23 protein-coding genes and 2 pseudogenes are annotated in these 23,991 nt (G+C 68.0%); 7 read left to right on the forward strand and 18 right to left on the reverse strand.

The window, feature by feature from the left end:
• Window positions 1–107 precede the first annotated feature (107 nt).
• From ACIRQP_RS39975 to ACIRQP_RS40000, 6 genes and pseudogenes are all read right to left on the reverse strand, one after another.
• Entirely contained in the window at window positions 108–404 is a 297-nt protein-coding gene (locus ACIRQP_RS39975) for an IS3 family transposase (RefSeq protein ID WP_403900068.1), read from the reverse strand.
• Between the two features lie 18 nt (window positions 405–422).
• Window positions 423–1,028 carry a transposase gene (locus tag ACIRQP_RS39980; protein ID WP_403900028.1) on the reverse strand — a complete coding sequence of 202 codons (606 nt, stop codon included), beginning with the start codon at window positions 1,026–1,028 and terminating at the stop codon, window positions 423–425.
• Window positions 953–1,434: pseudogene (locus tag ACIRQP_RS39985) on the reverse strand (winged helix-turn-helix domain-containing protein). The gene ACIRQP_RS39980 and the pseudogene ACIRQP_RS39985 overlap by 76 nt, the downstream one beginning before the upstream one ends.
• Window positions 1,435–2,307: 873 nt before the next feature.
• Window positions 2,308–2,997: a hypothetical protein gene (locus ACIRQP_RS39990; protein WP_403900030.1), complete on the reverse strand. Its 690-nt coding sequence runs from the start codon at window positions 2,995–2,997 to the stop codon at window positions 2,308–2,310.
• 84 nt (window positions 2,998–3,081) lie between these two features.
• On the reverse strand, window positions 3,082–3,390 hold the full coding sequence (locus tag ACIRQP_RS39995; RefSeq protein WP_403900032.1) for a hypothetical protein: 309 nt from the start codon (window positions 3,388–3,390) through the stop codon (window positions 3,082–3,084).
• A 244-nt stretch (window positions 3,391–3,634) separates the two neighbouring features.
• Entirely contained in the window at window positions 3,635–5,359 is a 1,725-nt protein-coding gene (locus tag ACIRQP_RS40000; RefSeq protein WP_403900034.1) for a relaxase/mobilization nuclease domain-containing protein, read from the reverse strand.
• 84 nt (window positions 5,360–5,443) lie between these two features.
• Here ACIRQP_RS40000 and ACIRQP_RS40005 point away from each other — a divergent pair, with 84 nt between their 5' ends.
• A complete protein-coding gene (locus tag ACIRQP_RS40005; protein ID WP_403900036.1) occupies window positions 5,444–5,929 on the forward strand; it encodes a hypothetical protein in 486 nt (161 codons plus the stop codon).
• 9 nt (window positions 5,930–5,938) lie between these two features.
• Here ACIRQP_RS40005 and mobC read toward each other — a convergent pair whose 3' ends face one another.
• The 6 genes from mobC to ACIRQP_RS40035 all read right to left on the reverse strand — a co-directional run bounded on the left by mobC (window position 5,939) and on the right by ACIRQP_RS40035 (window position 11,081).
• Window positions 5,939–6,457, reverse strand: coding sequence for a plasmid mobilization relaxosome protein MobC (mobC, locus tag ACIRQP_RS40010; RefSeq protein WP_403900038.1), 519 nt, complete (start codon window positions 6,455–6,457; stop codon window positions 5,939–5,941).
• A 445-nt stretch (window positions 6,458–6,902) separates the two neighbouring features.
• On the reverse strand, window positions 6,903–7,094 hold the full coding sequence (locus tag ACIRQP_RS40015) for a hypothetical protein (RefSeq protein WP_403900040.1): 192 nt from the start codon (window positions 7,092–7,094) through the stop codon (window positions 6,903–6,905).
• On the reverse strand, window positions 7,091–8,545 hold the full coding sequence (locus tag ACIRQP_RS40020; RefSeq protein ID WP_403900042.1) for a DUF2637 domain-containing protein: 1,455 nt from the start codon (window positions 8,543–8,545) through the stop codon (window positions 7,091–7,093). Before ACIRQP_RS40020 ends, ACIRQP_RS40015 begins: the two co-directional genes overlap by 4 nt.
• On the reverse strand, window positions 8,542–9,234 hold the full coding sequence (locus ACIRQP_RS40025; protein ID WP_403900044.1) for a cell surface glycoprotein: 693 nt from the start codon (window positions 9,232–9,234) through the stop codon (window positions 8,542–8,544). The genes ACIRQP_RS40020 and ACIRQP_RS40025 overlap by 4 nt, the downstream gene beginning before the upstream one ends.
• The gene (locus tag ACIRQP_RS40030; RefSeq protein WP_403900046.1) at window positions 9,231–10,235 is read right to left on the reverse strand and encodes a mucin-2; all 1,005 of its coding nucleotides are present in this window, start codon (window positions 10,233–10,235) and stop codon (window positions 9,231–9,233) included. The genes ACIRQP_RS40025 and ACIRQP_RS40030 overlap by 4 nt, the downstream gene beginning before the upstream one ends.
• 204 nt (window positions 10,236–10,439) lie before the next feature.
• Window positions 10,440–11,081: a WhiB family transcriptional regulator gene (locus ACIRQP_RS40035; protein ID WP_403900048.1), complete on the reverse strand. Its 642-nt coding sequence runs from the start codon at window positions 11,079–11,081 to the stop codon at window positions 10,440–10,442.
• A 1,377-nt stretch (window positions 11,082–12,458) separates the two neighbouring features.
• Here ACIRQP_RS40035 and ACIRQP_RS40040 point away from each other — a divergent pair.
• A complete protein-coding gene (locus ACIRQP_RS40040) occupies window positions 12,459–13,487 on the forward strand; it encodes a hypothetical protein (RefSeq protein ID WP_403900070.1) in 1,029 nt (342 codons plus the stop codon).
• Between the two features lie 111 nt (window positions 13,488–13,598).
• On the opposite strand, the pseudogene ACIRQP_RS40045 reads toward ACIRQP_RS40040, so the two are convergent.
• A pseudogene (locus tag ACIRQP_RS40045) lies at window positions 13,599–13,682 on the reverse strand (IS5/IS1182 family transposase); the annotation flags it as partial.
• A 389-nt stretch (window positions 13,683–14,071) separates the two neighbouring features.
• Between ACIRQP_RS40045 and ACIRQP_RS40050 the strand changes: the two are divergent.
• The gene (locus tag ACIRQP_RS40050) at window positions 14,072–15,076 is read left to right on the forward strand and encodes a hypothetical protein (RefSeq protein ID WP_403900050.1); all 1,005 of its coding nucleotides are present in this window, start codon (window positions 14,072–14,074) and stop codon (window positions 15,074–15,076) included.
• Between the two features lie 190 nt (window positions 15,077–15,266).
• Here the strand turns inward: ACIRQP_RS40050 and ACIRQP_RS40055 are convergent, their stop codons facing one another.
• Window positions 15,267–15,509, reverse strand: a complete 243-nt coding sequence (locus tag ACIRQP_RS40055; protein ID WP_403900052.1) for a hypothetical protein — start codon at window positions 15,507–15,509, stop codon at window positions 15,267–15,269.
• 142 nt (window positions 15,510–15,651) lie between these two features.
• Between ACIRQP_RS40055 and ACIRQP_RS40060 the strand changes: the two genes are divergently transcribed.
• Window positions 15,652–16,554 carry a hypothetical protein gene (locus ACIRQP_RS40060; RefSeq protein ID WP_403900054.1) on the forward strand — a complete coding sequence of 301 codons (903 nt, stop codon included), beginning with the start codon at window positions 15,652–15,654 and terminating at the stop codon, window positions 16,552–16,554.
• Here ACIRQP_RS40060 and ACIRQP_RS40065 read toward each other — a convergent pair.
• The gene (locus ACIRQP_RS40065) at window positions 16,548–17,123 is read right to left on the reverse strand and encodes a hypothetical protein (protein WP_403900056.1); all 576 of its coding nucleotides are present in this window, start codon (window positions 17,121–17,123) and stop codon (window positions 16,548–16,550) included. The genes ACIRQP_RS40060 and ACIRQP_RS40065 overlap by 7 nt on opposite strands.
• Window positions 17,124–17,458: 335 nt before the next feature.
• Between ACIRQP_RS40065 and ACIRQP_RS40070 the strand changes: the two genes are divergently transcribed.
• The 3 genes from ACIRQP_RS40070 (at window position 17,459) to ACIRQP_RS40080 (ending at window position 19,011) form a co-directional block, all read left to right on the forward strand.
• Entirely contained in the window at window positions 17,459–17,911 is a 453-nt protein-coding gene (locus tag ACIRQP_RS40070; protein WP_403900058.1) for a hypothetical protein, read from the forward strand.
• A 320-nt stretch (window positions 17,912–18,231) separates the two neighbouring features.
• Entirely contained in the window at window positions 18,232–18,468 is a 237-nt protein-coding gene (locus ACIRQP_RS40075; protein ID WP_403900060.1) for a hypothetical protein, read from the forward strand.
• A gap of 285 nt (window positions 18,469–18,753) precedes the next feature.
• On the forward strand, window positions 18,754–19,011 hold the full coding sequence (locus tag ACIRQP_RS40080) for a LysR family transcriptional regulator (RefSeq protein WP_403900062.1): 258 nt from the start codon (window positions 18,754–18,756) through the stop codon (window positions 19,009–19,011).
• A gap of 322 nt (window positions 19,012–19,333) precedes the next feature.
• Here ACIRQP_RS40080 and ACIRQP_RS40085 read toward each other — a convergent pair whose 3' ends face one another.
• The 3 genes from ACIRQP_RS40085 to ACIRQP_RS40095 form a co-directional block, all read right to left on the reverse strand.
• On the reverse strand, window positions 19,334–20,230 hold the full coding sequence (locus ACIRQP_RS40085; protein ID WP_364012756.1) for a hypothetical protein: 897 nt from the start codon (window positions 20,228–20,230) through the stop codon (window positions 19,334–19,336).
• A gap of 86 nt (window positions 20,231–20,316) precedes the next feature.
• Entirely contained in the window at window positions 20,317–22,719 is a 2,403-nt protein-coding gene (locus ACIRQP_RS40090) for a site-specific integrase (RefSeq protein WP_403900064.1), read from the reverse strand.
• A complete protein-coding gene (locus tag ACIRQP_RS40095) occupies window positions 22,716–23,060 on the reverse strand; it encodes a helix-turn-helix domain-containing protein (RefSeq protein ID WP_403900066.1) in 345 nt (114 codons plus the stop codon). The genes ACIRQP_RS40090 and ACIRQP_RS40095 overlap by 4 nt, the downstream gene beginning before the upstream one ends.
• Window positions 23,061–23,991 lie beyond the last annotated feature (931 nt).

Genomic DNA, 23,991 nt, shown 5'->3' on the forward strand with positions numbered 1-23,991 from the left:
GTTGCCGCCGTGTCATACACACCGGCCTACCCGATCCTCCCGCTCCACGAGAGCGAAACCCACAGATTGATCACGACCCAATACACGCCCTAGTCGGGAGGTGCTGATCAGCTGGTCAGAGCGGGTTGACGGGGTTTCAGGTTCAGTGGTTCGGCCGTCGCGTGCTCGGCGTAGTACTTCTCCTCGAACTCGATCGGGCTGAGGAAGCCGAGCCGTTCCTGGATGCGCCGACTGTTGTAGAAGCCGTCGATGTACTCGAAGAGCGCGAGGTTTGCCTCGGCCCGGGTGGCGAAGACACGGCAGCGGACGCCTTCAGTCTTGATCGTTTTACAGTCCCTCCCGAGGTGGGATCGTGAGCGGCCCAGTCGATGGAGTCCTTTGACAGGGAAGCTACTGAACTTGATTGGGTGATGTCGGCTTGATCATGGGGAGTTGCCTATGGTCAGGCCGGTGGCTGCGAGGCAGCCGTTGATCAGGTGGGGCCGGTACTGGATCTTCTTGAGGCTGCGTTTGACGGCGGTGGCCATCTGGTCGAGGTTCGCGGCGGCGAGGTTGCCGATGGTCCGTTTCACCAGGGCCCAGATGCCTTCCTGCGGGTTGAGGTCGGGTGCGTAGGAGGGGAAGTGGAACACCGTCAGCCAGTCGTCGTTCGCGGCGATGAACGCTTTCATCTGCGGCATCAGGTGCGTGCGCAGGTTGTCCCAGACCAGGACGACCGGGCCGCCGAGCTGGTTGTGGGCGCGGACGATGAGGTCGCGGTAGTCCTGCCAGGTGAAGCCCTTGGGTTCACCTTTGCGTCCGCGGTGGACGCGGAAGCTGTAGATCAGCCGGGACCGTTCTCCGTTCTTGAAGCAGGTCATACCGGCCATGGAGACTCGTCCGGAGCCCCGGCCGCGTACGTGGACCACCGGTGTGCGGCCGACACGGCCCCAGGTCTTGGCCCGTGGCGGCCTCAGCGACTGGCTTGCCTCGTCCTCGCAGACGATCCATGCCCCGCGGGCCGCCGCGGTGCTTTTACCCGAGGCCACACCTCCTTCTTCCACAGCTCGACGGCTTCGTCGTCGCGTTCGACCGCCCGGCGGGCCGGCCGCTGCCACGACCAGCCGTGCCGTTTCAGCAGCCGCCAAGTGCCCTCCACCGTGTAGCTGAGGTGGAACATCCGGCCGATCAGTGTTTTCACCCGAGCGAGTGTCCACCGCTGGTCCGCCCATCCATGGGCCAGCGGGCCACGCTCCAACTCACGCTCCAGACGGGCGATTTGGGTGTCCGACAGTCTCGGACGCCCGGGTGAACCCTTCGAGCGGACACCGGCCCGGCCCTGCTCTCGCCACTGACGGCGCCAGCGTTCCACCGACCGCTCCGCTCACTCACCCGGAGCACGGCCGCGATCTCCCGGTTCTTCTCCCCGGCCTCGAAGCGGCCGACCGCCTCCAACCGGATCCGCTCCCGTGCGGACCTCCCAGCGTCGGTCAACCCGCCGTATCCGCCGCTTGGAGAGGTTCACCGACTGCATGCGCGCCTGGTCGCCGTACGCCGTGACGGCCTGCTTGTAGGTGAAAGGCACCGCGGCCGTGAATCCCTCGTCCTCGGCCCACCCGTAGAACAGGGACAGGATGCTCATGTGCTGGTTCCAGGTGGAGGCAGCGAACCGCGCCTTCAGCGGCCCGCATGCGCGGTACACCGCGCTGGCCGCGACGCAACTCGGCTCGGTTGTCGAAGAGCTGGATGCCGCGGTCGGCCAGGAAGACCGTCCAGTCTCGCGCGACGCGGACGTACGTCTCCCACGACTCTGGGGCCGGACATCCGTTCGCCGGGAGTTCCTGGGCCCACCGGTTGATCACAGTCGTGACCCGAGGGCCGGCCGAGTCTTCGAGGAGAAGATCGTCGTCTATCAAGAGCGGCATGAGGTCCGGGATGACTGGCTGACTCGATAGCCCCCAGGATTCCCAACCGGTCGATGAGAAGTAGGTCATGAGCACGTCGGCGACCGTACGTATGAGACGCGATCGTCTGCAAAGCACAAACTGCGAGGCCCCGGCCCTACGCATCGTTAATGGGACGCGACAGTTCTGCCTACAGAAGCAGCGGTGAACAACTGTTGACGCGAGCCGTGAACAAAGCCGCAGCACCCTGCGGCGTCGATGAAACGCGGGTGCGGGAAGAGGCATCCCTTCCGGGCGACATCATTGACCACCGAGGCTGCGGCTCTTCTTGCGGCCGGATCGGGCTCAGGACGCCTCCGTCGGACAGCCCGGATATCGCGGTGCCTCCTGCCAACAGGGGGCACCGCGTTCTCTTTCGCACGGATCAGTGAATGGAGCGGGCTTTGCTGAGAGCCTTGTCCAGGTGGGCGTCTACAAGGCCGGGGGATCCGGTGATGGAAACGACGACGGTGCCGATGCGGATGGTCGTCTGTTTGACGACGGTGGTGCGTACACCGGCGGTGTACGTCATCTGCAGACTCCACTGCTCGTCGCCGACCCGGGGCGAGGGCACCTTCCGGACGGTGACGCCGACGGGCGTGCCACCGGCCACGACCTGGTAGGAGGGGCACGCGGTCATGGCGTCGAAGATCCGGCCGGTGTCCCTCGACAGCTGTGCCTCGGTGTCGCTGTACAGGTCCTCGGAGATCGCGGAGCCGCTGTCGGTGTAGGCGAACGTGGTCTTCGCCCGGCGCGGGAAGTCGAGGCTGCCGCTGGCAGCTGCGCCGCCGAGCGCTTTCAGGGGCGGGCAGCCGGTCACCGCCACGTCGTCGTGGTCCGAGGGCGAATCCGGCTTACGGATGTAGCCCGCGCCCAGGTCACTCTCGTCCAGGAGCCGCTCGCGCAACAGGGCTGAGGATATGAGCGTGGCCGGCTTCGCGCCGCTCGACGGTTGGTTGTGCTGGGCGGTGGCGGGGGAGGGGTGCTCGGGCGGGGCCGAGGGGCTGGTGGAGCATCCCGGCAGGGTGAGGGTGGTCAGGGCGAGGACGGCGGCGGATGTGGTGCGACGGTGCATACGGATCCCCTGGGGCGAGTTGAGTGGGCTGGGCAGTACCGCTCCTGGGGGCGGTGATCGCGGGGCAGGGGAGTTGTGTGCGGGTCAGTTGTCGTGGTGGCCGAGGTACTTGAGGCCGTCTTCGAAGGTCGCGTGCATCGCGTCCATGGGGCCGCTGTTGCGGTTGAACCAGGCGGTGTCCAGGCGGTGTTCGAGGGTCTCGTGGCTGGCGCGGCAGCGCAGCCACACCTCGTCGCGGATGCTGAGAATGATCCAGTCCCGGTACGCGCCGCACCGAGGGCATTCGCGTACCTCACCGTCGATCACGAGCGGACGGCGCAAATGCATCATCATTCCGGCGACCTCGTCCCGGCTCGGCACCCGCAGGTCCTCTGGCAGGAAGTCGTCCACCATGATGTCCTGCCGCTGTTCCGTTTGAGCCGGAGGCGGCTGTGGGGTGCTCGCTGGCTCCGGCCATGTGAATGCGGCGGTCATCTGTGTGTGCCAGCGGTGCATGGCGGCCATTTCACGTTCGATCTCACGGCGTGCGCGTACGCGTCGGAACACGGGGTCTCCCTCTCCTCGTCCTGCGGGCCACGGTGATGATGCCCGAGGCGTATGGCCGGCTTCCACTCAAGAACTCTCTAGTCGTCGCCGGTCATCGGCCTCTGCGTGGTTGATCCGGGCGATCCGTGACGGGGCGTGTTGTCGGCGGGGGCGATGGTGTCACTGCGTTTTCGCTGACCGGCATCGGCTGGGCGTCGGCCTGGAGGTCGGCGATATGCCGCAGGCGCCAGACGAGGACGTCGCTGATGGAGTCGGCGGTGTCCAGTTCTCGTCGTGTGGCTGCCTGGGTGAGCAGGGTGGCGGGGTGGTGGCCGGCGGCTTCGGTGTCGGCGAGGGTGGCGGCCAGGGCGTGCCATCCGGGCTCGGCGAGGATCCGCTCGGCCAGCTCCGGCACCGCCTGGCGTAGATAGGAGGCCTGTTGATGCTTCAGCGGCTGCGGCAGGTGCCGGCCGCGGTGGTGGAGGACGGTCAGGGGCTGTTGCGCGGCGGCGTGGTAGGCGGCGCGCAGGTGTTCGGCGGCCTGCCGTGCTGCGGCGGCCTGCTGAGCGTGCTGGTGTCTGGCGTGCCAGTGTGCGGCAGCGGTCACTAGGAAGAACACCATGTCGATGACCATCGCCGTAGTCGCGCCGTCTTGTCCGCGGCCGAGGGCCGGGCCGCTGTGGACGAGGTCGCGGGCGGCCTGACGCAGGGCGCGGTCGTGTCCTCGTTCGGCGCGGATGTGGGAGCGGGTGGCGCGTTCGAACGCGAAGGCGGCCTCGCGCAGTTCACGCCGCGTGTGAGCGGCGGAGGTCTTGGCGAGCGCGTCCAGTATCTCACCCGCCGCCGCGACCTGCGCGGCGACCTGTGCGTCATCACCGTGGCCGACGACCAGTACCGCCTGCCACACCGCGGTGGTCGCACGACGGCGCGCCGCTGCCGGACCCATGGGCTGGTGCGTCCGGCTGGTCCGGGGGCTGTTGCCGCGATCCGGTTCCGCGTCGTTGCTGGACCAGCGTTCGCGGATCCTGGGGAGGGAGAGGTCGGGGGCGAGCTTGGACCCGGAATAGAAGACCGGCTCGCCGTCTTTGTTACGGTCCTCGGGCAGTGCGACCTTGTAGCCCAGCAGGTCGCCGGAGGGGGCGGCCCGCTTGCGGATCAGCAGGCCGGCGGCGGCGAGCCGGTCGAAGAACTCTTCTTCGCCCTGGGCGCCGGCGACTGCCCGGCGGACGTGCTCGCGCAGTTCCTCGCGCGCGGTCCGCTCGCGTCCCTGGCGTTCGGCCTTGTGCCGTTCGGCGCTGGTGGGGCGCTTGGCGGCGGTGCCGTCGCCCTTGTTGAGGCGGCGCAGGCTCAGCTCCGCTTCGAGGGACCGGGCTTGGGCCTGGACGCGGGCGGCGTCGTGGTCGAGGTCGGGTTTGTAGCCGTCCTCGCGGACAAGGGTGGCGACGATGTGGATGTGGTCGTCGGCGTGTCGGACGGCCGCCCACCGGCAGCCCGCGTCCTGCTCGGGGTCGTCGATGCCGGCGGCGGCGACCATACGGCGGGCGACGTCGCCCCATTCCTCGTCCGTCAGGATCCGGTCCTCGGCACCGTTGCGGATAGACAGGTGCCAGACGTGCTTCTTCGGCCGCTGCGCCTGGTCGATGTTCTCGACGGGCTGGTCCAGCAGCTGCTGGAGGTGCTTGAGCGTGGCGGAGGCGTCGCGGCCGGGGTCGGGAGCGTTGTGGTCCCAGGAGGCGACCAGGTGCGGGTCGGCGTGTTCCTCGAACTTGCCCGGCCCGTAGAGGTAGTACAGGAGACCGATGGTGCGCTGCCCGCGTTTCTGGATCCGGGGGATCATGCTGCTGTCCTTGACCGATTGATCAACTGGGGTGGCCTGCGGGAAGGGCGCGTTCCAGGCACTCGTGGTGGGAATCCCTCACGGATGAACTGGATATCGCCGCTTGCTGCACTGACGGGAGTCCTGCTCGGGGCCGGCGCGACCGCGCTGGCCGATCGCCGGAGGTGGCGCAGGGAGTCGGTCACGCGCCTGCTGGAACTGCGTACGGCCCTGTATGCCGAGTACCTGGTCGCGATGGAGGAGACGGGGCGGGACCTCCTGCGCGTACTGAGAACCGTGTCGGCCGAGGAACGGGCAGGCGCCGCCGCGGCTTCCTTTGCCGGCTTCAATCTCGGCGGCACCCTGCAGCGGATCCACGTCTTGGCCCCGCCTGATGTGGTCCGGGCGGCCGACGCGGTCTTTCGCGGTCTGCGTAATGCACGCGACTACGTGACCATCGCGGACCAGCACGACACCCAGCGCCTGAGCGCCATGAAGGATGAGGCTGGGGCATTGCGCGACCGGTTCCAGGAAGTTGTGCGTGGCGATGTCCGCGGCCTGCTGGCTGGCAGCGCCTCATGGTCGGCGTGAGCTTCGCCGTCACCGCTGGTCCATCAGCCGGTCGGTGGCGGCCTGCACGCGGGTCACGGCGCGCTGGACTGCCGCGACGACCGCGTCGACTTCTGCTGGCTGGCCGCCGGAGTTGATGGCACGGGCCACCTGGTTGAGGTTGTTGCCGACCTGTCCGAGATGCCGACGGGCGGCGAACAGTTCGGCGACCAGCTCGCGGTGTCCGGCGAGGGCGGCGGCGGTGTTGTCGAGGTCGTGCGCGGCGGCGAGGCCGCTGCGGGCGAGGAAGGCGGGAAGGCTCGTACGGGTGGCACTGGCGGCGGTGGCGAGCAGTATCTTCTCGTCGCTGTTCAGTCGGACGCTGCATACGTAATTGCGCTTGCGCGTCGGCGGCTTCGGCGAGCGCTTGCGCGAGGTCTTCTTCGCGTCGCGGCGCTTACGCGGCGACGGCTGCTTGTCCGGCTGCGATCCGCCCTCGGTCGCCGCCTTGCGGACCAGCACCCCCCGGTGCTGGTCCGCTCCCGCCACCCCCGGGGCGGGTCTGGGCAAAGGCGCCTTCCCCGACGGGGAAGAGTGTCTTGGCCGATAACTTGCTCGCCCCGAGGTCGAGTTGGACTTCGGCTCACTCGGGCTGGGGGCGGGGGACGTGGTCGGGTTCGTCATCGGGTGTGGTTCCTCGTCGAGCGGGCGTGGTGCTGGATTGCGGCGGCGAGTTCGACCACGGCGGCGGGTCCGTCGAGCACGTGAACGGGCCGGGCAGGGTGGTGCTGGATGAGCCATTGTCCGTTCGGGGCCCGGACGGCTGTGTGCAGGAGCCGGAAGCGGACCAGGACGTCCGCCCAGGCGCCGGCCTCGGAGTCGGTCGCCCCGGCATGGTGCGGGATCGGGGGATGGATGGTGTGTCCTCTGTTGTGGGCGGTGGTCCGGCCCTGGGCCGGGCCACCGCAGCGGATGTGGCTTCGTGGCAGGGGCGTGACCTGCGTCTATACGGTTGTCAGCCGCATTCGGGGCAGCGTTCGTAGTGTTTGCTCAGGGCTCGGGCCATGTTCCGTCTGACCGTGTACGCGTGTTTCTTGCTGCTTTTCGCGGGCGCGGTGCCGGCCTTGCGTTCGGCGTAGTCGGTCAGGAAGCGGATGTCCTGCTCGAAGCCGTATCGGATGCGGGCGAAGCGCTGGCAGGTTTTCATTGGGCCTTCTTCCGGGAGCGGGGCAGGTGGGCGAGCGTCTCGTCCTGGTAGAGGCGGGACTGGAGTTCACCGAACCGCTCGTTGCTGATTCTGATTTCCTGGGCCCGCAGGTAGGGCCGGATGGCCCGGCGGGTCATACGCCCCTCCCGCAGCGCGCCGTCCCGGGCGATCTCAATGAGGCGTTCCATCGGGACCTCGTCCTCATCTCCGCCCTGGTCCGCGGCGTCGTCAGGCTGGTCCGCAGGAGACGCCCCTTGCGGATCGGCGGACCGTTCAGTGACCGACAGGTCCGCGGACCAACCGGTCTGGTCCGCAGCCGGGTTGGTCCGTTGATCCGCCGAGTTCGTGATCTGGTCCGCGGCCTGCTGCTGTTCCGGACCGGCGGACCAGTCGGGGACCGGTTGGTCCGCCGTGTGACCGTCTTGGTCCGCCCCCGAGGTGGTTCCCGGCCTCCCAGGCCCGCCGGCCTGGTCCCTGGGCGACTGCTGGTCCTGGGCGGGTCCCCGGTCCGTGAGGCCGCCGATATCCAGTGGATCCGCCTCGCGTCCGGCCGTCGCTTCGGACCCGGGGACCATGCGGCGCTGGGCTGCCACCCGCTCCGGGGCTGTGGCGGCATCAGGTCCGTGACCTGCGGAGTTCCTGGTCCGCAGTTCGTCGGAGGTCTGGTCCGCTCCCGCTGCGATCCTCCGGTCCGCTGCGCCGCCGACGCGCGGAGCATCGGCCGTGCCCTGGTCCGCGACGCCTTGGTCTGCGGTGGTTCCGGTCCGCGGAGCGCTGGCGGTCTGGTCCGCGCCGGAGGCGGCCGGCCGGTCCGTCCCGCCGTCGGCACGCGGACCACCGGTCCCGCCTTGGTCCGCGGACCGGCCGGCTGTGGTGTGGTCCGCGGCGGATTTGGTCCGTTGGTGCGCCCCGGTGGTGGTCCGTGACGGCGCGCTCCGGCCGGTCCGCTTCCCGGACGGCGCGCGTTGGTGGTCTGCGCTGTGTGTGGTCCGCTCGTGGTCTGCGGGGTGGCGGCGGGTCATGAGGATGTAGAGGTGGACGGCGCCGGCGAGAGCGAGGGGGGCGAGGGTGGACAGGACGGCGACGACGGTGTCGCCCAGGTACAGACCTTCTTGGGTGGTCTGCTGGTTGAGGCGGACGGCGTGGAGGGCGTTGGCCCAGAGGCTGGCAGTGGTGGCGGTGCCGAAGAGCGTCCAGATGTAGGCGCGGGCCCGCAGGGGCGCGGTGGACAGGACGAGGAGGGCGCGGACGCCGTAGGCGATGAAGCCGTCGATGACGAGGGGGTAGAGGTAGGTGAGCTGTCCGCGGATGTGGATGGCGACGGCCATCTGCTGCAGGGCGTCGTAGGACAGGGCGCAGCCGGCGGTGCCGAGGGCGACGATGGCGAGGCGGTCCCACGCCCCGACCGGTGCGATGTTCTGCGGCCCGGTGGCGGCGGGGGTGGTGCTCATGCGGCTCCGGGTGCGTAGTGCTGGGCGGTGGCGAGGTCGAGGCGGGTCGGATGTGCGGTGCGGCGCGGGGCGCGGTGCCGGTCGAGGCACGGGGAACCAGCCGGTGCGCGGCACCACTCGCACGGGCAGTTCACGTCGAGTGGGTCGGGCAGGCCGGCTGCGGCGAGACGTTCGCGCGCGGCGCGGCGCGGCCGGTACATGGCCAGCTCCTGGTCGACGCTGCGCGGCACGTACCCGCCGAGCGCGGCGAGGCGTTCGGCGGCGAACCGGTCGCGCTCCTGACGGCTCTCGCCGGTGGTGAGTGCGGCGCGCGGGGTGGCGACGACGGCGCCGGTCTCGATCGCGCGGCGCTGGGCGGCGAGGGCAGCCCGGTACGCCCGGTCGTCGTCGGGGTCGGCGTCGGGCAACGGGTCGACGTGGCGCGACAGCACGTCGCGGCGGAAGCTGTGCCACGGACGCGACACATCGCTGGGTTTGATCGGGTAGGGCGAGGTGGCGATGTGGTGGCGCACGGCCTGCGCGGCATCCCAGTCGCGGCTCTCGGGGTGCGGGGCGGTCGGCGGCACGTCGGCGAGCAGGTCGGCCCACTGATGCAACGTTTCTGCTGCGGCGGCCTCGTCGGCGGGTGCGCTGCGCGGGTCCAGCTTCGCGGCGTAGGCGAGCAGGGCGGCGACTTCACGGCGGTTCACTGGGCTTGCTCCTCGGGGGTGTCGCGGCCGTCGGAATGGTTGTCGAGGGCTGCGGCGAAGAGGTTGGCGGCGCGGGCGGCGCGGCCGGGGCGGGCGGCGTCGAGGGGGATCACTTCGGCGCCGGGTGAGGTCGGGGCGCCTGCGGGGACGGGCGGGAGTGAGGTCCATCCGGGCAGGAAGTACCGGACGGACCTTGGCCGGCTGCGGGCGTGGTGCCACTGACCGCGGGCGTGCTCGACCAGGGCGGGGACGGCGGTCCGCTTGACGATCGCCTCCAGCCGGAACCAGTCGGCCTGCGCGAGGGACCACTCGACGACGATTCCGGCGGCGGTCATCTCCTCCTGCAGGGGGCGGATGTTCGGGGGCACGGCAGGCGTGTCCCAGCTAGCTAGCTGTACCTCCGAAGGAGGTACAGAAGGACGGGACGGGTCGGGACGGGGGGACCGTGACGCCCCACCCCCGTCACGCTGTGACACGCCGTCCTGACCTGTGATGTCATCCGGAAACGCGATCTGATTCGCGGACGATTCAAAATTTTCGCGCGACGGTTCCTCTTCGGATCGCGGGCGTTTCGCCGGTGAATCGTCATCGGTTCGCGGACGGTTCACCGCCGAATCGGGCTGGGGACGCTGCTGTTCGCGCTGTTCGGCGGCGCGCTCGCGGGCTCGCTTCTGGCGCTCGGCAGCCTTGGACCGGTCGTCCTCGACCCGGGCGCGGGTCGGGTTGTAGACCAGGAAGTCGTGCATCACAAAGTCACCGGCCGACGGCTGCTCGCACCGGGGGCAGTCGTGGCCGTGTGGGTGCCACAGGCCGGCCGTGACCAGCTTCCGGGCCTGCGGAGCGGTCCCGTACAACTGGACGACGACGCCCGGAACCACGCCCTCCGTGAGGTGCTGCGCGGCGTAGGCGCCCGCGCGCATCCACAGGCCGAGGGCTGCGTTCCCGGCCTTGAGAAGCTTGGGGTGCGCGTGCGCGGTGTCGTCGACTTTGAACCAGGTCAACGGGGCTGTGCTCCTTTCGGGGTGGCGCGCCCGGGGCGAGGGGTGGGGCGGCTCGTTCTCGCTCCGGGAAGGTCATGCGGCGCTGGAGTAATGGCGGTGCGGCCCGCAGGGCAGGGCCGGAGCGGGACGGCGCCGTATACAGGCTTGGCGGTCGTGGTACCCGCTTGCAGTCGGCACCGTTGGGGGCGTCGGGAGGGCCGGCGCTCACGCTGCCTTTCGGAGCGCGACGATCAGGGACGTGGTCTGGACATGGCGGGTGACCGGCGAGGAGGCGGGCTCCTTTTCTTCTTCTTCGTCGGTGTGGTCGTCCTCGCCGTTGTCGTCGGTGGCGTCGCCGGTGTAGAGGTCCCAGTACCGGTCGCGGTCGGCCACGTCGTGGTCGGCGTTGCGCAGCAGGTCGCGGGCGTGTTCCAGACCGACTTGGAGGGTGTAGGCGAGGCGCTCGGGGCTCCACCCGCGGGCGTAGGCGTGGCGGGTGACGGCCTCGCGCTCCGGCTCGCTGAGGTGGACGTCGCGCCCCTGGAAGGCCGCGCGGACCCTGGCGTAGTCGAGCCGTTTGTTGATCTTGGCGTGCCAGGGGCGGCGTTCGGCTTCGGTGAGGCCGCCCCAGATGCCGTCCTTGATCGTGTTGTCGAGGGCGTGGTTGAAGCAGTCCCGGCGCACGGGGCACCGGCCGCAGATCTGCTTGGCCTCGGCGATGGCCTGGTGGTCGCGGGGCTTGGGGAAGAACAGTTCGTCGGCGTCCGTGGCCGGCATGCCGTGGCACAGGCCGCGCTTGTGCCAGCTGTGGTCGGCGATCCCGCGCAGGGTCGTGGGCGGGGTGTTGTTGGTGGTGATGGTGTGCAAGTGGATTCTCCGGATACGCCTCAGGGCCGGCGGGCGCTCGTCCGCACCGGTGGTGGACGGTGCGGGTGAACGCGGCGGCGAGGCGGGGCAGGGGCGCGGCAGGGTGTCGCACCGGAGGCAATCGGTTGCAGGAGCGGGTTCAGCGGCGGCGGAAACGCCGAGCCCGGGCCGGAGAAGTGGAGGAGGGCGCAGATGCCGGACAGGCGGGAGAGCGTCCACTCGGCCTTCTCGCGCGGCGCTGGTCGGCGCACGGGCAACATCCGCGCCTCGGACGGACGGCGGGGGTGCTGGCGACGGGCGGTGGAAGGTGGGTCTGCGCCTGCCGGCTCAGCCCCCGGAGGCACTGGGGAAGTCGTCCAGGGGGAGCAGCCAGATCCGGACTGTCCGGCCCAGGAGGTATTCCAGGTCCGCCCCGGGGGGTGGGATCTGCCGGGCAGCCCGGGACCTTGGGCCTTTTGCCCAGGGCGGTGGACATGCAAGACTCTCCTCTGAAGTGATGTCGCGCCGGTTTGCCCCGTGGAAAGGGCCGGTGCGGTGTCGATAAGTGGTCTCCCGCCCTTTTCGCGGGCAGGAGTGATTCGGCGTACGGCGTCTGAGAGGTGCAACTCTCAGGCGCCGTCGCTGCTTTCGCGTGCTCGTCGGTCTATTCCACGTAGCGTTCCCTGCCCTCTCCGCCAGGCGGGGTGCCCGGCGAGCGACCAGAAACATACGCGGATACCCCGGTCAAGATCCAGACATAGCTCTAGGATTCCCTAGAACTCACGGGAAGCCGCTGCCTTGTATCCGGAAATACTCTCCGGCGCTCCCCTTATACGGCGTCCCTCGCGCAGGCAGGGACTGCAAGCCGGGCGGTAGACGAGCGGCCTCCGCTCTCCTGAGTGGACAGTGAGGCTGTGCCGCGTATGACCTGCCTGCCGCGAATGGGCTAACTGGCCGCGCGAGCGTTGGATGGTTCCGCATCCCAGTTCGGGTCACTGGCCAGGGCAGCGGTCACCGGCACCGAGTCCCAGCGCGTGTCCCCCGGAGAAGAGCCCAGCGCCGTAGGCGCCGAAACCGCTCCACCCGTCACGGCAAGTGCCACCGCGCATGCGGCAATGAGAACCCGGCTCTTCTGACGGATCATCATCAAATTCCCACCCTCGTTCATTGCTGAAGGCAGCCTTTGCCGTCAGCGGATTCTGAGCCCGGACCCGGCCGTCCGGACCGAGGTCCCGTCCTCCCGGACGGGACCGTGATCGTGGTGCGGGCGGCCACGAGAAGGATGAAACTGAATAGGGACACGTGGTCGCTGTGTGTAGGTTCCATGCCCCGCCCCGCCGATACAAGAAGAAACCGTTGCGTGTACACGAAACTTCTAGGAGATGCAGGGCCCCAACAATGACGAATGCGGCAGAAAACGACGGAATGCCGGACGGTCTGGCGCTCACGGATGACGCGTTGGCCCTGTATGAGCGCATCGCCCGAGGTGACGGCCATGTCGAGCCGGGGCAGCCAGGGCTGGACGAACTGCTGGGCATCGGTCTGGTGTTGCCGCACCTGTTCGAGACCGACCGGTATCTGTCGTCCGACCGGCAATACGTCTGGCAGGTTCTCGTGGAACGGGAACGAGCCGGCATCGAGCGGTCGGGGGAGTTGCTGAGACTGTCGGTGGAGCGGCTCAGAGCGCTGTCACGCTTCTTCGCGATGCTGCCCGGTACGGCGACCGGAGGTGAGGGCAGCGGCGGCATCGAGTTCATGAAGAACCCAGGCGACGCCAACGCTGCTGCCGCCGCCGCCCTGGCCGGCGCCAGGTCATTCGTCTGCACCGCACATCCCATGGACCGTCCGCGGACCATTCTGAACATCTCCGAGGTCAGTGACATCGAGCGCCTGGGACGCGGCGTCCGGCTGCGGACCGTCTACCCGGACAGCGCGCTCTCCCGCACGCCCGAGAACGAGTGGGTCTCGGCGGTCACCCCGCACGGCGCGGAGGTCAGGACCACGGCCGCCCCTTTCCCGCGCATGCTCATCGTCGATGATGTCTTCGCCCTCATGTCCGACAACGACGCGGTGCGCGAGCACAGTTGGACAGCCTGGAAAGTCACCCACCCGGGCATGCTGGGATTCATCCGGGACACGTTCAAGCTGCTGTGGCACGTAGCCGACCCCTGGGCGGGCAGGGCCAGACCCCGGATGACGAAGACAGTCACAACGCCCCGTACCCGGGCCATCCTGAACGGCATGAATGACGGACTGACACACGAAGCCATCGCCAAAAGCCTCGGAGTGACCACACGCACCGTTACCAACAACCTCAGCCCGGTATACAAAGCACTCGGTATCGAAGCCGGCGACCGATTCCGCCTCGGCGCCTGGTGGGCCACATCGGACGAGCGGGAACTGGAGGAAGAGCCGGTCCAGGAATGACACCCCCCGCGCGGCAGACACTCCATACCGCCCGGCCGGACCGGTGCGGGCCGGGCGGTACGCCCGACAAGAGCTTCCCCTGCACCTGGTACCCGGTCGGCGGGATCCGCGGAGCACGGCGTGGTGGACGCCGTCGCCTTTGAGACGGCACTCGCGCAGGATCTTCCAGGTCCTCATGCGGGCGAAGGCGTGCTCGGGGTACTCACGAGGCGGTGAAGTACGAGCACGTCTCGGCGGGCCAGCGCCAGCGGGGAGCGAACCCCATTCGCAGTCGTGCGGGACGGCGGAGCGCATCGGAGCCCAGCCGGTGGCGGTGGCGCCGGCCGGGGCGTTCCCGGTGCCCCTGGCGGCCAATGCCAGGGGGGTGCCGGTAGAAGGGCTCCACGCTCGCGGGACGTGATGCTGGGACATGGATCTGTCTCCTCGGGAACCTGGGGTTACGCCCATCAGAGGCATATGCCGGTGGCGTTGAGGTCTAGAACACACCTCACCCTGTGTCGCTTCCTCCTTTCAAGGAGTCCGGATGTCGCATGTAGGACAAAGACGCACTCTGGACGGGAGGAACATTGCCAAATCGCCACAATGTGACGGACGGGTATGTCAGCCTGGACCTGACCGACGACGACCTTGACTGCTATCGCAGGGCCGGAAAGGGCGAGGAGTTCGCTCCCGATGATCCGCACGTGGCGCACCTCACTGCCCTGGGCCTACTCATCCATGATCCCTTCAGTGGTCGGCCCGTACCGGCGGACATCCGTACTGCTGAGGCCCGGCTTCGTCGGGAAGCCGAGCAGTCAGCGGCCGGAGCACTGCGCCGCATGGAGCAGATTCCCGCCGTCGTCGAGGCACTGGAGAGAGAACGCAGCCGGAGCCTGCAAGCCTCGGAGCCCTTCGGCGGAGAGTTCCTGACAGGGACCGAGCTGGTGAACGACATCATTTCCCGGGCCACGGATGGCGCCACGCACGAGCAGCTTTCTGCTCAGCCGGGGGCCCGCCGCCCGGAGGTGCTGGCCCGGGCGCTGGAACGCGACGCCAAGACACTGCGCCGCGGAGTGATGGTGCGCATGCTGTACGCGGAAAGTACGCGCGGTTCCGATGCGCTCCTGGAATACGTGATTGCGGTGACAGGGCTCGGAGCCCAGGTACGCACGACAGAGGAGGAGTTCTCCCGCATCATCATCGTGGACCAGGCGCACGCGTTCTTCGAGGACCGCGGAATCCTTGAGGACCTGTCCCGGGGAGCCTGGCACATTCAGCACCGAGGCACGATCGGCTACCTGATCCAACAGTTCCAGCAGCGGTGGGTACGCGCGAGGCCATGGTACGGAGCCGGGCTGACCAGTGAAAACGCGATTTCCTCACCGTTCCAGCGGTCAGTGCTGTGGGAGCTGGAGGCCGGAGCCGACCAGAAACAGATCGCCAGCCGCTTCGGGGTCAGCGTGAAAACGATCAACCGTGCCGTTGCCGACCTGCGCATGAAGCTAGGTTTCAAGACCCCGTATCAGCTTGGTCCCTGGTGGCTGCAGTCCGAGGAACGAAACCTCACCGAACCGCCCCCGTCTCCGCTGGCGCGATGGCCCGGACCATAGGAACACGCCGTCCACCTGCGACCGATAAGCGCAGCGTCCTAGGAACGGCAGCCAGTGTGCGCTCGTCGCCCCGTGCGGACCGCGAACCTCGTCGCCAGACTTCGGGTCGCTGACCGGAACCGCACCACGTCGCGCACGTTGCGACAGCCGATGTTCGCGCAGTGGACCTCGTGGGCCACCTGCGCGATGGTCAGCCGACCAGAAGCACAGCGAGGAGAAGGGGAGGCAGCAACACCGAATTGAGGACCGACAGGGCACCACAGGCCATGACTATCCTGACCAGCGCCGACAGGAAACGCTGCGCGTCGGCGACCATGACCTGCGTACGGATCACCCCCATCTCCGCGGCCTCCTGCCGGTCGGCGAACCCGTCCACGGCATAGGCCGCCGCCTCCACCTGACACACGGCCTCGACCAGGGCACAGCCCGTCACAGTCGTCAGCTTCGGCGTGATACGCCGCCCGGCGGTATTGCCGGATGCGAGTAGCCTGCCGGGCATGGGGACGACAAGCGGGTTCCGAACGGATGACTGGCGGCGAGCACTGGACCACGCGAGACTGCTGCGCAGGTGGCGCGTGGAGAGGCAGCTTGGCCTCACCGGCGAGACGCGCGACGCGTACGTCCGTGATCACCCAGCCTGGAAGCGCGGGCACTGGGAACAGACAGTGGTGGCACTGGCGTTCATGCACACCGCTCGCAGCCGAGGGCTCGCGGTTGACGACATTAAGCTGGGCGACGCCTCCGATCTGTGCCGCCGGCTTGCCCAGGACGGCGTGGGCGATCCCTTGCGGCTCCCGGCAGACGGCGGCGGCGAACTCCCCGACGCCGGCAACCTCCCGGACGTGCTGGACGCTGTGACCGGCCTGCTCGATGCCCTTACCGGGGAGGACGGCGCGGACACGCGCCGTCTCGGATTCACGATCCGCGAACTGCGCGCCGACCCGGAAGGCTTCGGCAGCCCTCCGCACGGCGGCTGGGCGAAGAGCCGAACGATCGCTCGGTGGCATCTCGACGTCAACAGCGAGATGATCAGCGACGGCCGATGGGCCGTCAGCCGCGCCGACCAAGAAGCGGCCCGGCTCACCGGGCTCTTCCAGCCGCCGGCCTACAACTACCCTGTGGACCCCGCTCCCGGCGAAGAGGCCCATCCCTCCTGGCTCCAGCGGGCAAACCGGCTGGTCGGCCTTGGCACCACTCTCCACACACTGGAGGAGATGCTGCCCCGTGACCCGAAGGGCTTCTACGGTCCACTCGCCATAGTCATGGGCAGCTTCGGCGGCCTCTGCGATGAGCTGGCCGACACAACCGGGGAACTCGACCGCGCATGGGCGACCGAGCGGCACCTGTCCACGAGTGACTGGGAGCGCGTGCATGTGCCGGATGCAGTTCTGCGGCAGACAGCAGCGACGGAGGAAGCCGTAAGCGGCTTCGCCGCCTTCCTCGCCGGCCTCATCCCTGCTGGCGGCGCCGGTCAGTAGTCCGTATCCCCGGTAACTGCGGCCATCATGGTGGACCGCACGGCGCCCAGGTAGGACCAGGCCGGACGCAGATCGTCCCACAGGGACTCGGGATGGTGCTTTTCTTCCCAGCGGACGGCCTTCCAGTACCGCAGGTTGGCCTCGCCCTCCTCGGCCGAGACGTTCAACCGCTTTGCCTCATAAGCGATCTCGTCGGCGATCGGTTCGGGGAAGGTGACACCGTGCCAGGCCGCGACCAGCCTCTCCGCGTGCGGCAGAAGCGGCTCCGCGCCGCTGACGTACTGCTCGACCAGCTCCACCATTGGTGAACCGGGCAGCCGGTCCTTCCAGACAGACAGCAGCTCGTCCCGGGCCATCGTCACGGTGCGGGCCAGCACCACGAGGTTCTCCGTGTGCAGACGGCTCCAATGGTCCGCTCCCCGTGGAAACTCTGGATGCGGCTCCTCTTCCAGTTCTTTGACGCGATGGAAGAAGGTACTGCCCAATTCCACTTCTGCGGGGGTGGGCCGCCATTGCCGGCGGTTCAGTGATCGAGCGATCTCGCGCAGCCGCTCCGGTGCTTTGGTCATGGCGACACCGTACGGAGGCCGGAGGGCCCATGCCACCGCCCACCGGAACCGCCGTACCGGAATAAGTCGTCAGACAGACGACGCTCACGAGCAGACCGTTCGACACTGGCACTCCGTCGCCGTTGCGTATGATGACCGGGTGCCTCCTGACCGTGTGTGGATTGTGCACCGAGAGGTTCGCGGAAAGCTGGCCGAACTCTGCGGCCACGACGCCACGACATCACTACGAGCCGGCGCGCGAATGAGGCCGCGTACCGTGGTATGGCGAAGCACCCGGTGACTATCCGGCCCCACACACAACCGTCGGCACGACAAACATGGAAGGGGAACCGTCAGTGGAGGCTCAGGAAGTCGACCGCGCAGTGGACTTCATCCTCGCCGTTCACCGTGACGACAAAGCCCGTATCAAAGAGATGACCCAGACATGGCGCTTCCTGGCTGAGCGGCCGATCCGCCTTGTGCTTGCCGATCTCGCGCCGCTGGCGATCGGCGCCCTCGAAACCCTGCGTCATGCCGGAATGGACGGGAACAGGTTCCGCGAGGAAGGCATCGACACTAAGCGGGTAGCCTCTAGCCCGAGGCACTCTGGCCCGGGGCACCTCGGAAACGTCCTCGGGACCGCCCTCCAGACCTGGGGACGGGTCAGCGCGGATAAAGAGACGCCGATCGGGATCGCTCGCGCGATCCTCGCCTACCTCCAGCCCCCCGGCGTCTCCGAGAACACAACCCTCACTATGCTGGAGCTGCTGCGCTCCTCCCTCAAGTCGCCAGATCAGAAAAAGGTCTAGCCATCAATGTCCGGCCGGCTGAGCGGGTGGGGCCGGAGGATGCGCCGAAGTTCTCGGCAACCGAGGCGATGGGCTCGACTTACCTCGCGAAGGTCAGGAGGCGGGCTCGATGAAGTCAACCGGGCCTGAACCCGCGGCAGCTCACGAACAACCCCCTGGAACCACGGCCCTCAGACCTCACAGTCAGGACTGTGGCCGGGAAGGTTCGTCCGGCCTGGCGGGGCGGGCGGTCCTGTCCAGAGGGTGTCTTCCGCCGCTTTGCCCTCCACCTGCCCTGCGGTGGACTGGGCGCGGGCAGTGGATTCTGCGATGATGGGTGCGTGAGCACGCAGCGGTGGTGGTTGGCCCGCAACATCAAGATCGGCGCGACGGTGGGGATTGCCGCCGTGGCCGTGTACTTCGGGGTGTGCCATCTTGTCGGTTCCCAGCCGTCGCTCATTCTGGCCTGCCTCATTGCGCTTGTATTTTCCTCGGTGTCCACGTGGTGGACGCGCGAGCGGCCAGCTGGACCGAACGCTCATGGCGGCGGTGCCGGCGACACTGCGCGGTTCCGCTGACGCGTCGGTACCTCCTGCTGGGGCAGCCGTCCACGCGGCCGGTCCCGGGAGTGCGAGTCGGCCCCCGCCGCCCTGACCCTGGCCGAGCAACTCGGACTCCCAGCGGCTACAGCTCAATCGGTACCGCCTCGTCCCCGGACGAATCACAGGCGAAGGCCTTGGACAACCGCCGCCGCAGCAGCGAGACTGGCTCAGCTCCCTGCACTACTGCGACCGGCGGCAGGAACCAAAGGCGGACAACGGCGCCTCTGCCGCTTCCTGGAAGCCATCCGTTATCCCTCCGTGGTGGCGTTCGCCCGCGACGCGGACCTCGATCCGGCCACGGTGACCCGGCAGATCCGCAAGCTGGAACAAGACTTCGACGGCCAGCTTCTGGTCCGAGGCGGGAACACACACAGGATGCAGCTCACCGGCCTCGGCAAGCGGGTCGTGGCGGCTGCGCAGCCGTACTGCGACCAACTCGGCGACCTCCACGGCCCCCGGCACAGGCCCCGAAAGGGGCCCTCGGCGCGGTCCGGCCGACGGCCCCATGGTTACCGGTGATCAGTTCGGGCCAAGGAGCCGGCTCAGCCTCCGAGCGGGATTTCGGCGATGGGCTCCCAATACATGCGCCAGCCGCCGTGATCAGCCGCGATGTCGTAGCGGACACTGAGCAGGTGGAGGGTGTCGACGTGCAGGGTGCCCGGCGCGGGGTGAGGGCGCGCAACACGCTGTTGAGCCGGTCTGAGTTCGCCGTGTCGTATAACGGTGGAGTCGGGTATTGGAACTGTCTGAATGCCAGGCTCAGGTAGCACTCGCAACTGACCTCGGTGCGATGGGTGACCACGCCCCCCGGGTAGGCATCTCCGGGGCTGCTGCCGGGGCGCTAGGGGCAGCCCAGAGTGCGGGGGCGCGGAGGCTTGTCGGCGCCACGCACGTATACAGAGAGTGCGGGTTGGTCGTGGTGAAAGACCAGGGCGCGTTTCTGCGACGGGGAAGCTATTACGACGTCAGTGACGGGATGGATCGCTGCCCAGTCGAAAGACATGAGCTGGGTATCTTTGAGCTCGTCGTTCCATAGACCCGCGGAGATGAAGTCGTCAAGGACAAAGCAGGCGACGCGGCGCCGTTTCCCGTGCTGCTCGGCCAGGTCGAGCTTGGCCATAACGTCGCTGCGTAGCTGAATGGTGGGGTTAAGAAGGTTTTGGATGGACTCCCAGATGTCGGGTAGTGCGTCCCTGATGCTTTCGCCCACGACGATGACGGCCAGGCCGGGCCGGGAGGTCATGAGCCCTTCGGGGTCCACGTGGGCGCTGAAGGAGGCAGTAAAGGCGACCCGGCAGAAGGTGCAGTGAGCGCGACCTGGCTGGTGGGATCGGTGGCTCTTGTTTCTGCTGTCGTTCGGCGTGTTTGCGTAGATGCCGGCGTACTCCATGGAACGGACGGCCTCAAGGACCTGGTTATAGTCGCGAACTAGCGTTGTTGCCGGTACGTCGATGACCCACGGGAGGGTGAGGCCGAAGTCGGAGGGCGGTCCTTCGAAGTTGCCCTCGTGGTGCTTGTTCCAGGAGGAGAAGTTCCGCAGTGTGTCGGAGTTGACGATGGATACGACTTCGACTCCGGCTTGCGGTCCGGTGAAGTCGTAGCGGCCGTTGTGGGGGTGCTGGGGTGTGGGCGGTAAGTGCATGTCGCCACAGATGAAGCACCGGTCGTAGGGGGTGAGTTGACCGAAGAGGCGCCGGCAGATCCAGAAGGCGAACTGTTCGGAGTGTTGCTTCTTCACACTGCTCCTTGGTGCTGTGATGTGAACCATTAGAAATGTGCCCGCGCTCAGAGCAGTCAGGAGCGGGCTGCATCGGAATATTCCGGTCATGATCTTCGGCTCACGTCGGCGGCGTAGGCGGCCCAGTCCCCGTCTGATGCCTGTTGCCACTGGACGGCCACTTTGATGTGGACTCCGAGCATCCGGGCGAGGATCGCGGCGGGGACTTCGGCGGCGAGGGTGAACAGCGCGGTGGAACGGCCCTGCTTGGGGCGGATCCCGATCTTGTGGAGGCGCTGACCGATCCGGTCGTCGCCGAGGGGGTGCCCAGGGCGTCCTCCTGGGAACAGCCAGGGGGCGTCGTCCGGAGTGCCGATCTTGGCCTTGCCGCGGCGGGTCGCGACGAGTTCGCGGACCAGGCTGGCCAACGGCGCAGGGAGGACGACTGGCGAGGTGCCGAACGTGATGGAGACGGTTTCGCCGTCGAAGTGGACGTCGTCGACGGTGAGTTGGCTGATGGTGGCAATCTTCTGCGCGTAGAGAATCAGTAGCAGCCCCGCGACACGGTCCGGGGTCGGCAGGGTTTCGTCGTTGAGGAGGCGACGGGCGTCGGCCCAACGTTTCTCGCTGTCGATGGTGCTGAGCGGGCCGGTCCAGCGGACGGTGCCGTAGGTCAGGTCACGGGTATGCCGGTGCTGTACCGACCAACGGACGAAGTGGCCGGTCTCGTCGCGGTAGCTGACCGTGGGGTCTGCCATCCAGCGTTCCAGGTCCGTCTGGGTGCAGGTCCCCAGCGTGAGCCCTTCGCCGCCGAGCCAGTCCAGGAAGCTGTCCGCCGCGGTGACGTGGCAGCGCACGTTCAGGTCCTGGAGCCGGGTGGTGTGGTCTGCTCCGAGGCGACGCCGGAATCGGCGCATGTGGTGCCAGACCGCGTAACCGTGCAGGATCCGGCGCTCGGTGAGGTCGGTGCGGGCCTGGACCGTCGCCGTGATCCATTTTTCCAGGGCGACGAGCCGCTCGTCGCGGGGCGGCAGGGCGCCGGTCGCGACCAGGACACTGCGCAGGTGGGCCAGCACTTTGCCCGCAGGCAGTTCGTCGAGGACCTCGTGGGCGACGGGCCGCTCGTCGCGTCCTATGCGTTCCAGGAGGTCGCGGGCCTTCGAGCGGGAGACCCAGGCAAAGGCGACGTCCGGGCGCTCGGCGCTCGTCAATGCCGCGTGGAACGGGGCGAGTTCGGGCCGGATGGCCCCGTTGGCGTCGCCGAGGAGGTTGCGTACTTGCTGGTCGAGAACGCATCGCTGGCAGGGGCGGGTGCTGAGCTGCCAGGTGATGGTGCAGACCGGGCAGCGGCCCCAGAAGTCCGGGTCGGGGTTGGTGCATTTCGCGCACAACGGCGCCTCCCAGGTGCCGCTGCGGGCCTGGGCGACGGTGCCGCAACTGCTGCAGGCCACCCATCGCTGCTGGCAACGGTCACACCAGGGCTGGCCGGTGGCCCGGGACATGTCGCAGAGTGCCGTCCGTCCGCAGATGCCGCACTCCGCGGTGATCCTCGGCCGGCAGTTCTGGCAGCGTGGGCCGTCAGGCAGCCGGTTCGCGACGGGCTTGCGGCGGCCGCAGCCGACACATTCCTCCAGGTTAGCGGGCTGTCTGATCATGCAGTTCGGACACAACGGCCGGCCCTCGGCGTCGCGAGTGGCGGGCTCACGCACGGCGCCGCAGCCGAAGCAGGGGACGGCTGCGTGGTGGGCGAAACAGGCCCGGCAGATCCGCTTGCCCTCCAGCAGCTTGGACAAGGCCTTCACCCCGTGGCAGCGTGGGCAAGCCGGTCGGACAACCTTGGTCGCCCCGGCCTCGACGAGTGCGTCGATGAACCGCAGGGCGGCCGGAGCGGGGGATTCGTAACCGGCACCGGTCAACAGGTCGGGACGGGCGACGACGGCCCAGGCCAGACGTCGCTGGTCGGCGGGCCGGACGGTGGCTCGCCCGAGTGCGGCCAGGACTGCATGGTCATCGAGGTCGGGATCGAGACCCGTGACGAGCTCGGTGAGTTCCTGAAGCGGATCGCCGTCGGTGTCCGGGCAGTTCTGGCAGCGGGGCTCGCCGTGACGGTCCCTGCTGACGGCGCGTCGCTCTTCATGGCATCCCGCGCAGACGGCGGGCTTGTCGAGGCAGGGTGAACAGCCCCAATTCCCGCCTTTGCTGCTGCCGACATAGTGGCAGGAGCGGCCGCACTCGCCGCAGCGGGGCAGCGCAACGTCCTGGGCGCCGGCCTCGTGCAGGGCAATCAAGAGCTTCGCGACGCAGTAGGGTGCCGGTGGCTGCCCGGTCCGCAGTAGTGACGGGTCATCGTGCAGGGCCTGGGCGAGGCTGCGGCGGCCAGCTCGTGCGCGTACGACCGTGCAGACGATGTCGCGGATGAGGTTGGCGTCCAGGTGCTTCTCGACGTTGCCGACGAGGCGCACCACCAGGCCGACCGGGTCCGCCAGGACCTCTTCGGCTGCACCCGTCACCGGTCAACTCCGGTGATGCGGGCTCGCTCTGGCCGAAGGTCACCCATGCCTTCGGAGACCGCGGTCCCGCCTGCGGCGGCCTTCTTCGGCTTCGTCGCGGCACCAGCACCTGTGATGGGCTCGATAAGGTCGTCCATGGTGCAGTCCAGGATGTCGAGCAGAGCCATGAGGATCTTCAGGCTAAGTCGCTCGGGTCGCTCGACGACGAGTCGGTAGACCTGGCTCGTGGAGAGTGTGATGCCGCGTTCCTTCAACGGCGCCAGCAGGTCGGTGGTGGAGAACATCCCGCGGTTCGCCATGGCTTTGCGCAGGTGCCAGCTGTAGTCGAGCTTGGCGACCATGTTCGGTCCCTCCTCGTCAGACCTCGGCGAATGCCGGGGTCAGGGCCCTGGTCAGAGCAGTGTTCATGAAGTCGTCGCTGACGTGCGTGTAGATGGCGGTAGAGCTGTCGCACTCGTGGCCGACCTGCTGCTGGATTATCTTGGGTTGGCTCGCCCGATAGGCCGCTGACCTGTGTGTTCGCGTTGCGGTGTTTGTGCATGACGCAGCAGATGAAGTCACGGGTGCTCGTTTCACCGCAGGCCGATCGTTACTGACCTGGGATTGTTCCCTTCTGTTAATGGCAGGTCACCTCTTTCTAGAGTCGTAGGGCGCTCTCGCAGGTCAGATCGTGCTGTCCGCTCTGGCGTGTTCAAAGGGGTCGAGGTCCTACCTCCAGGCAGACCGCACGGCTCTACTCTCGCATGTCCAGTGGAACGCCGGTTTTCACTCAAACGAGTGAATCTATCTGTCGTCCATCTCTGATGGGCCGCCTCCGGACTTCTGGTGCGGAGTTCACCATTTCAGATCGGACGCGCGTAGACCGTATAGATAGAGGACCGGAATCGGATAGGACGTCCTCGAATTTTCCATAGGGGGCTAAGGGGGGTAGTTGAGCGATGGCTTGAGGTGCTGCTTAGGTCGGTCTGGAGCACCCCTTTCGGGGGTGCGTGCCCTAGACCGGAAGGAAATCTGCCTTGATTCCCATTCAATCTGCTCTGATCGCCGGGATCTTCGTCCTGGCCGCGGCCATCATTGGCCCTGTCACGGCGTATTGCCTGGCCCGGCGTGCCGAGCGCAAGCGCCCGAACACCGAGCCGCCCCAGTAGTGATGCCGGCCCGAAGCTGCTGGTGGCGCTAGGGCGTGTATTGGGTCGTGATCATTGTGTGGTTCGCGTGAGGTGCTTGATCCAGATCATGGAGGCCCGCAGGTGGAGTCCGGCTTGGTAGCTC

This window comes from Streptomyces sp. NPDC102274 (assembly GCF_044766385.1).
Lineage (GTDB): Bacteria > Actinomycetota > Actinomycetes > Streptomycetales > Streptomycetaceae > Streptomyces.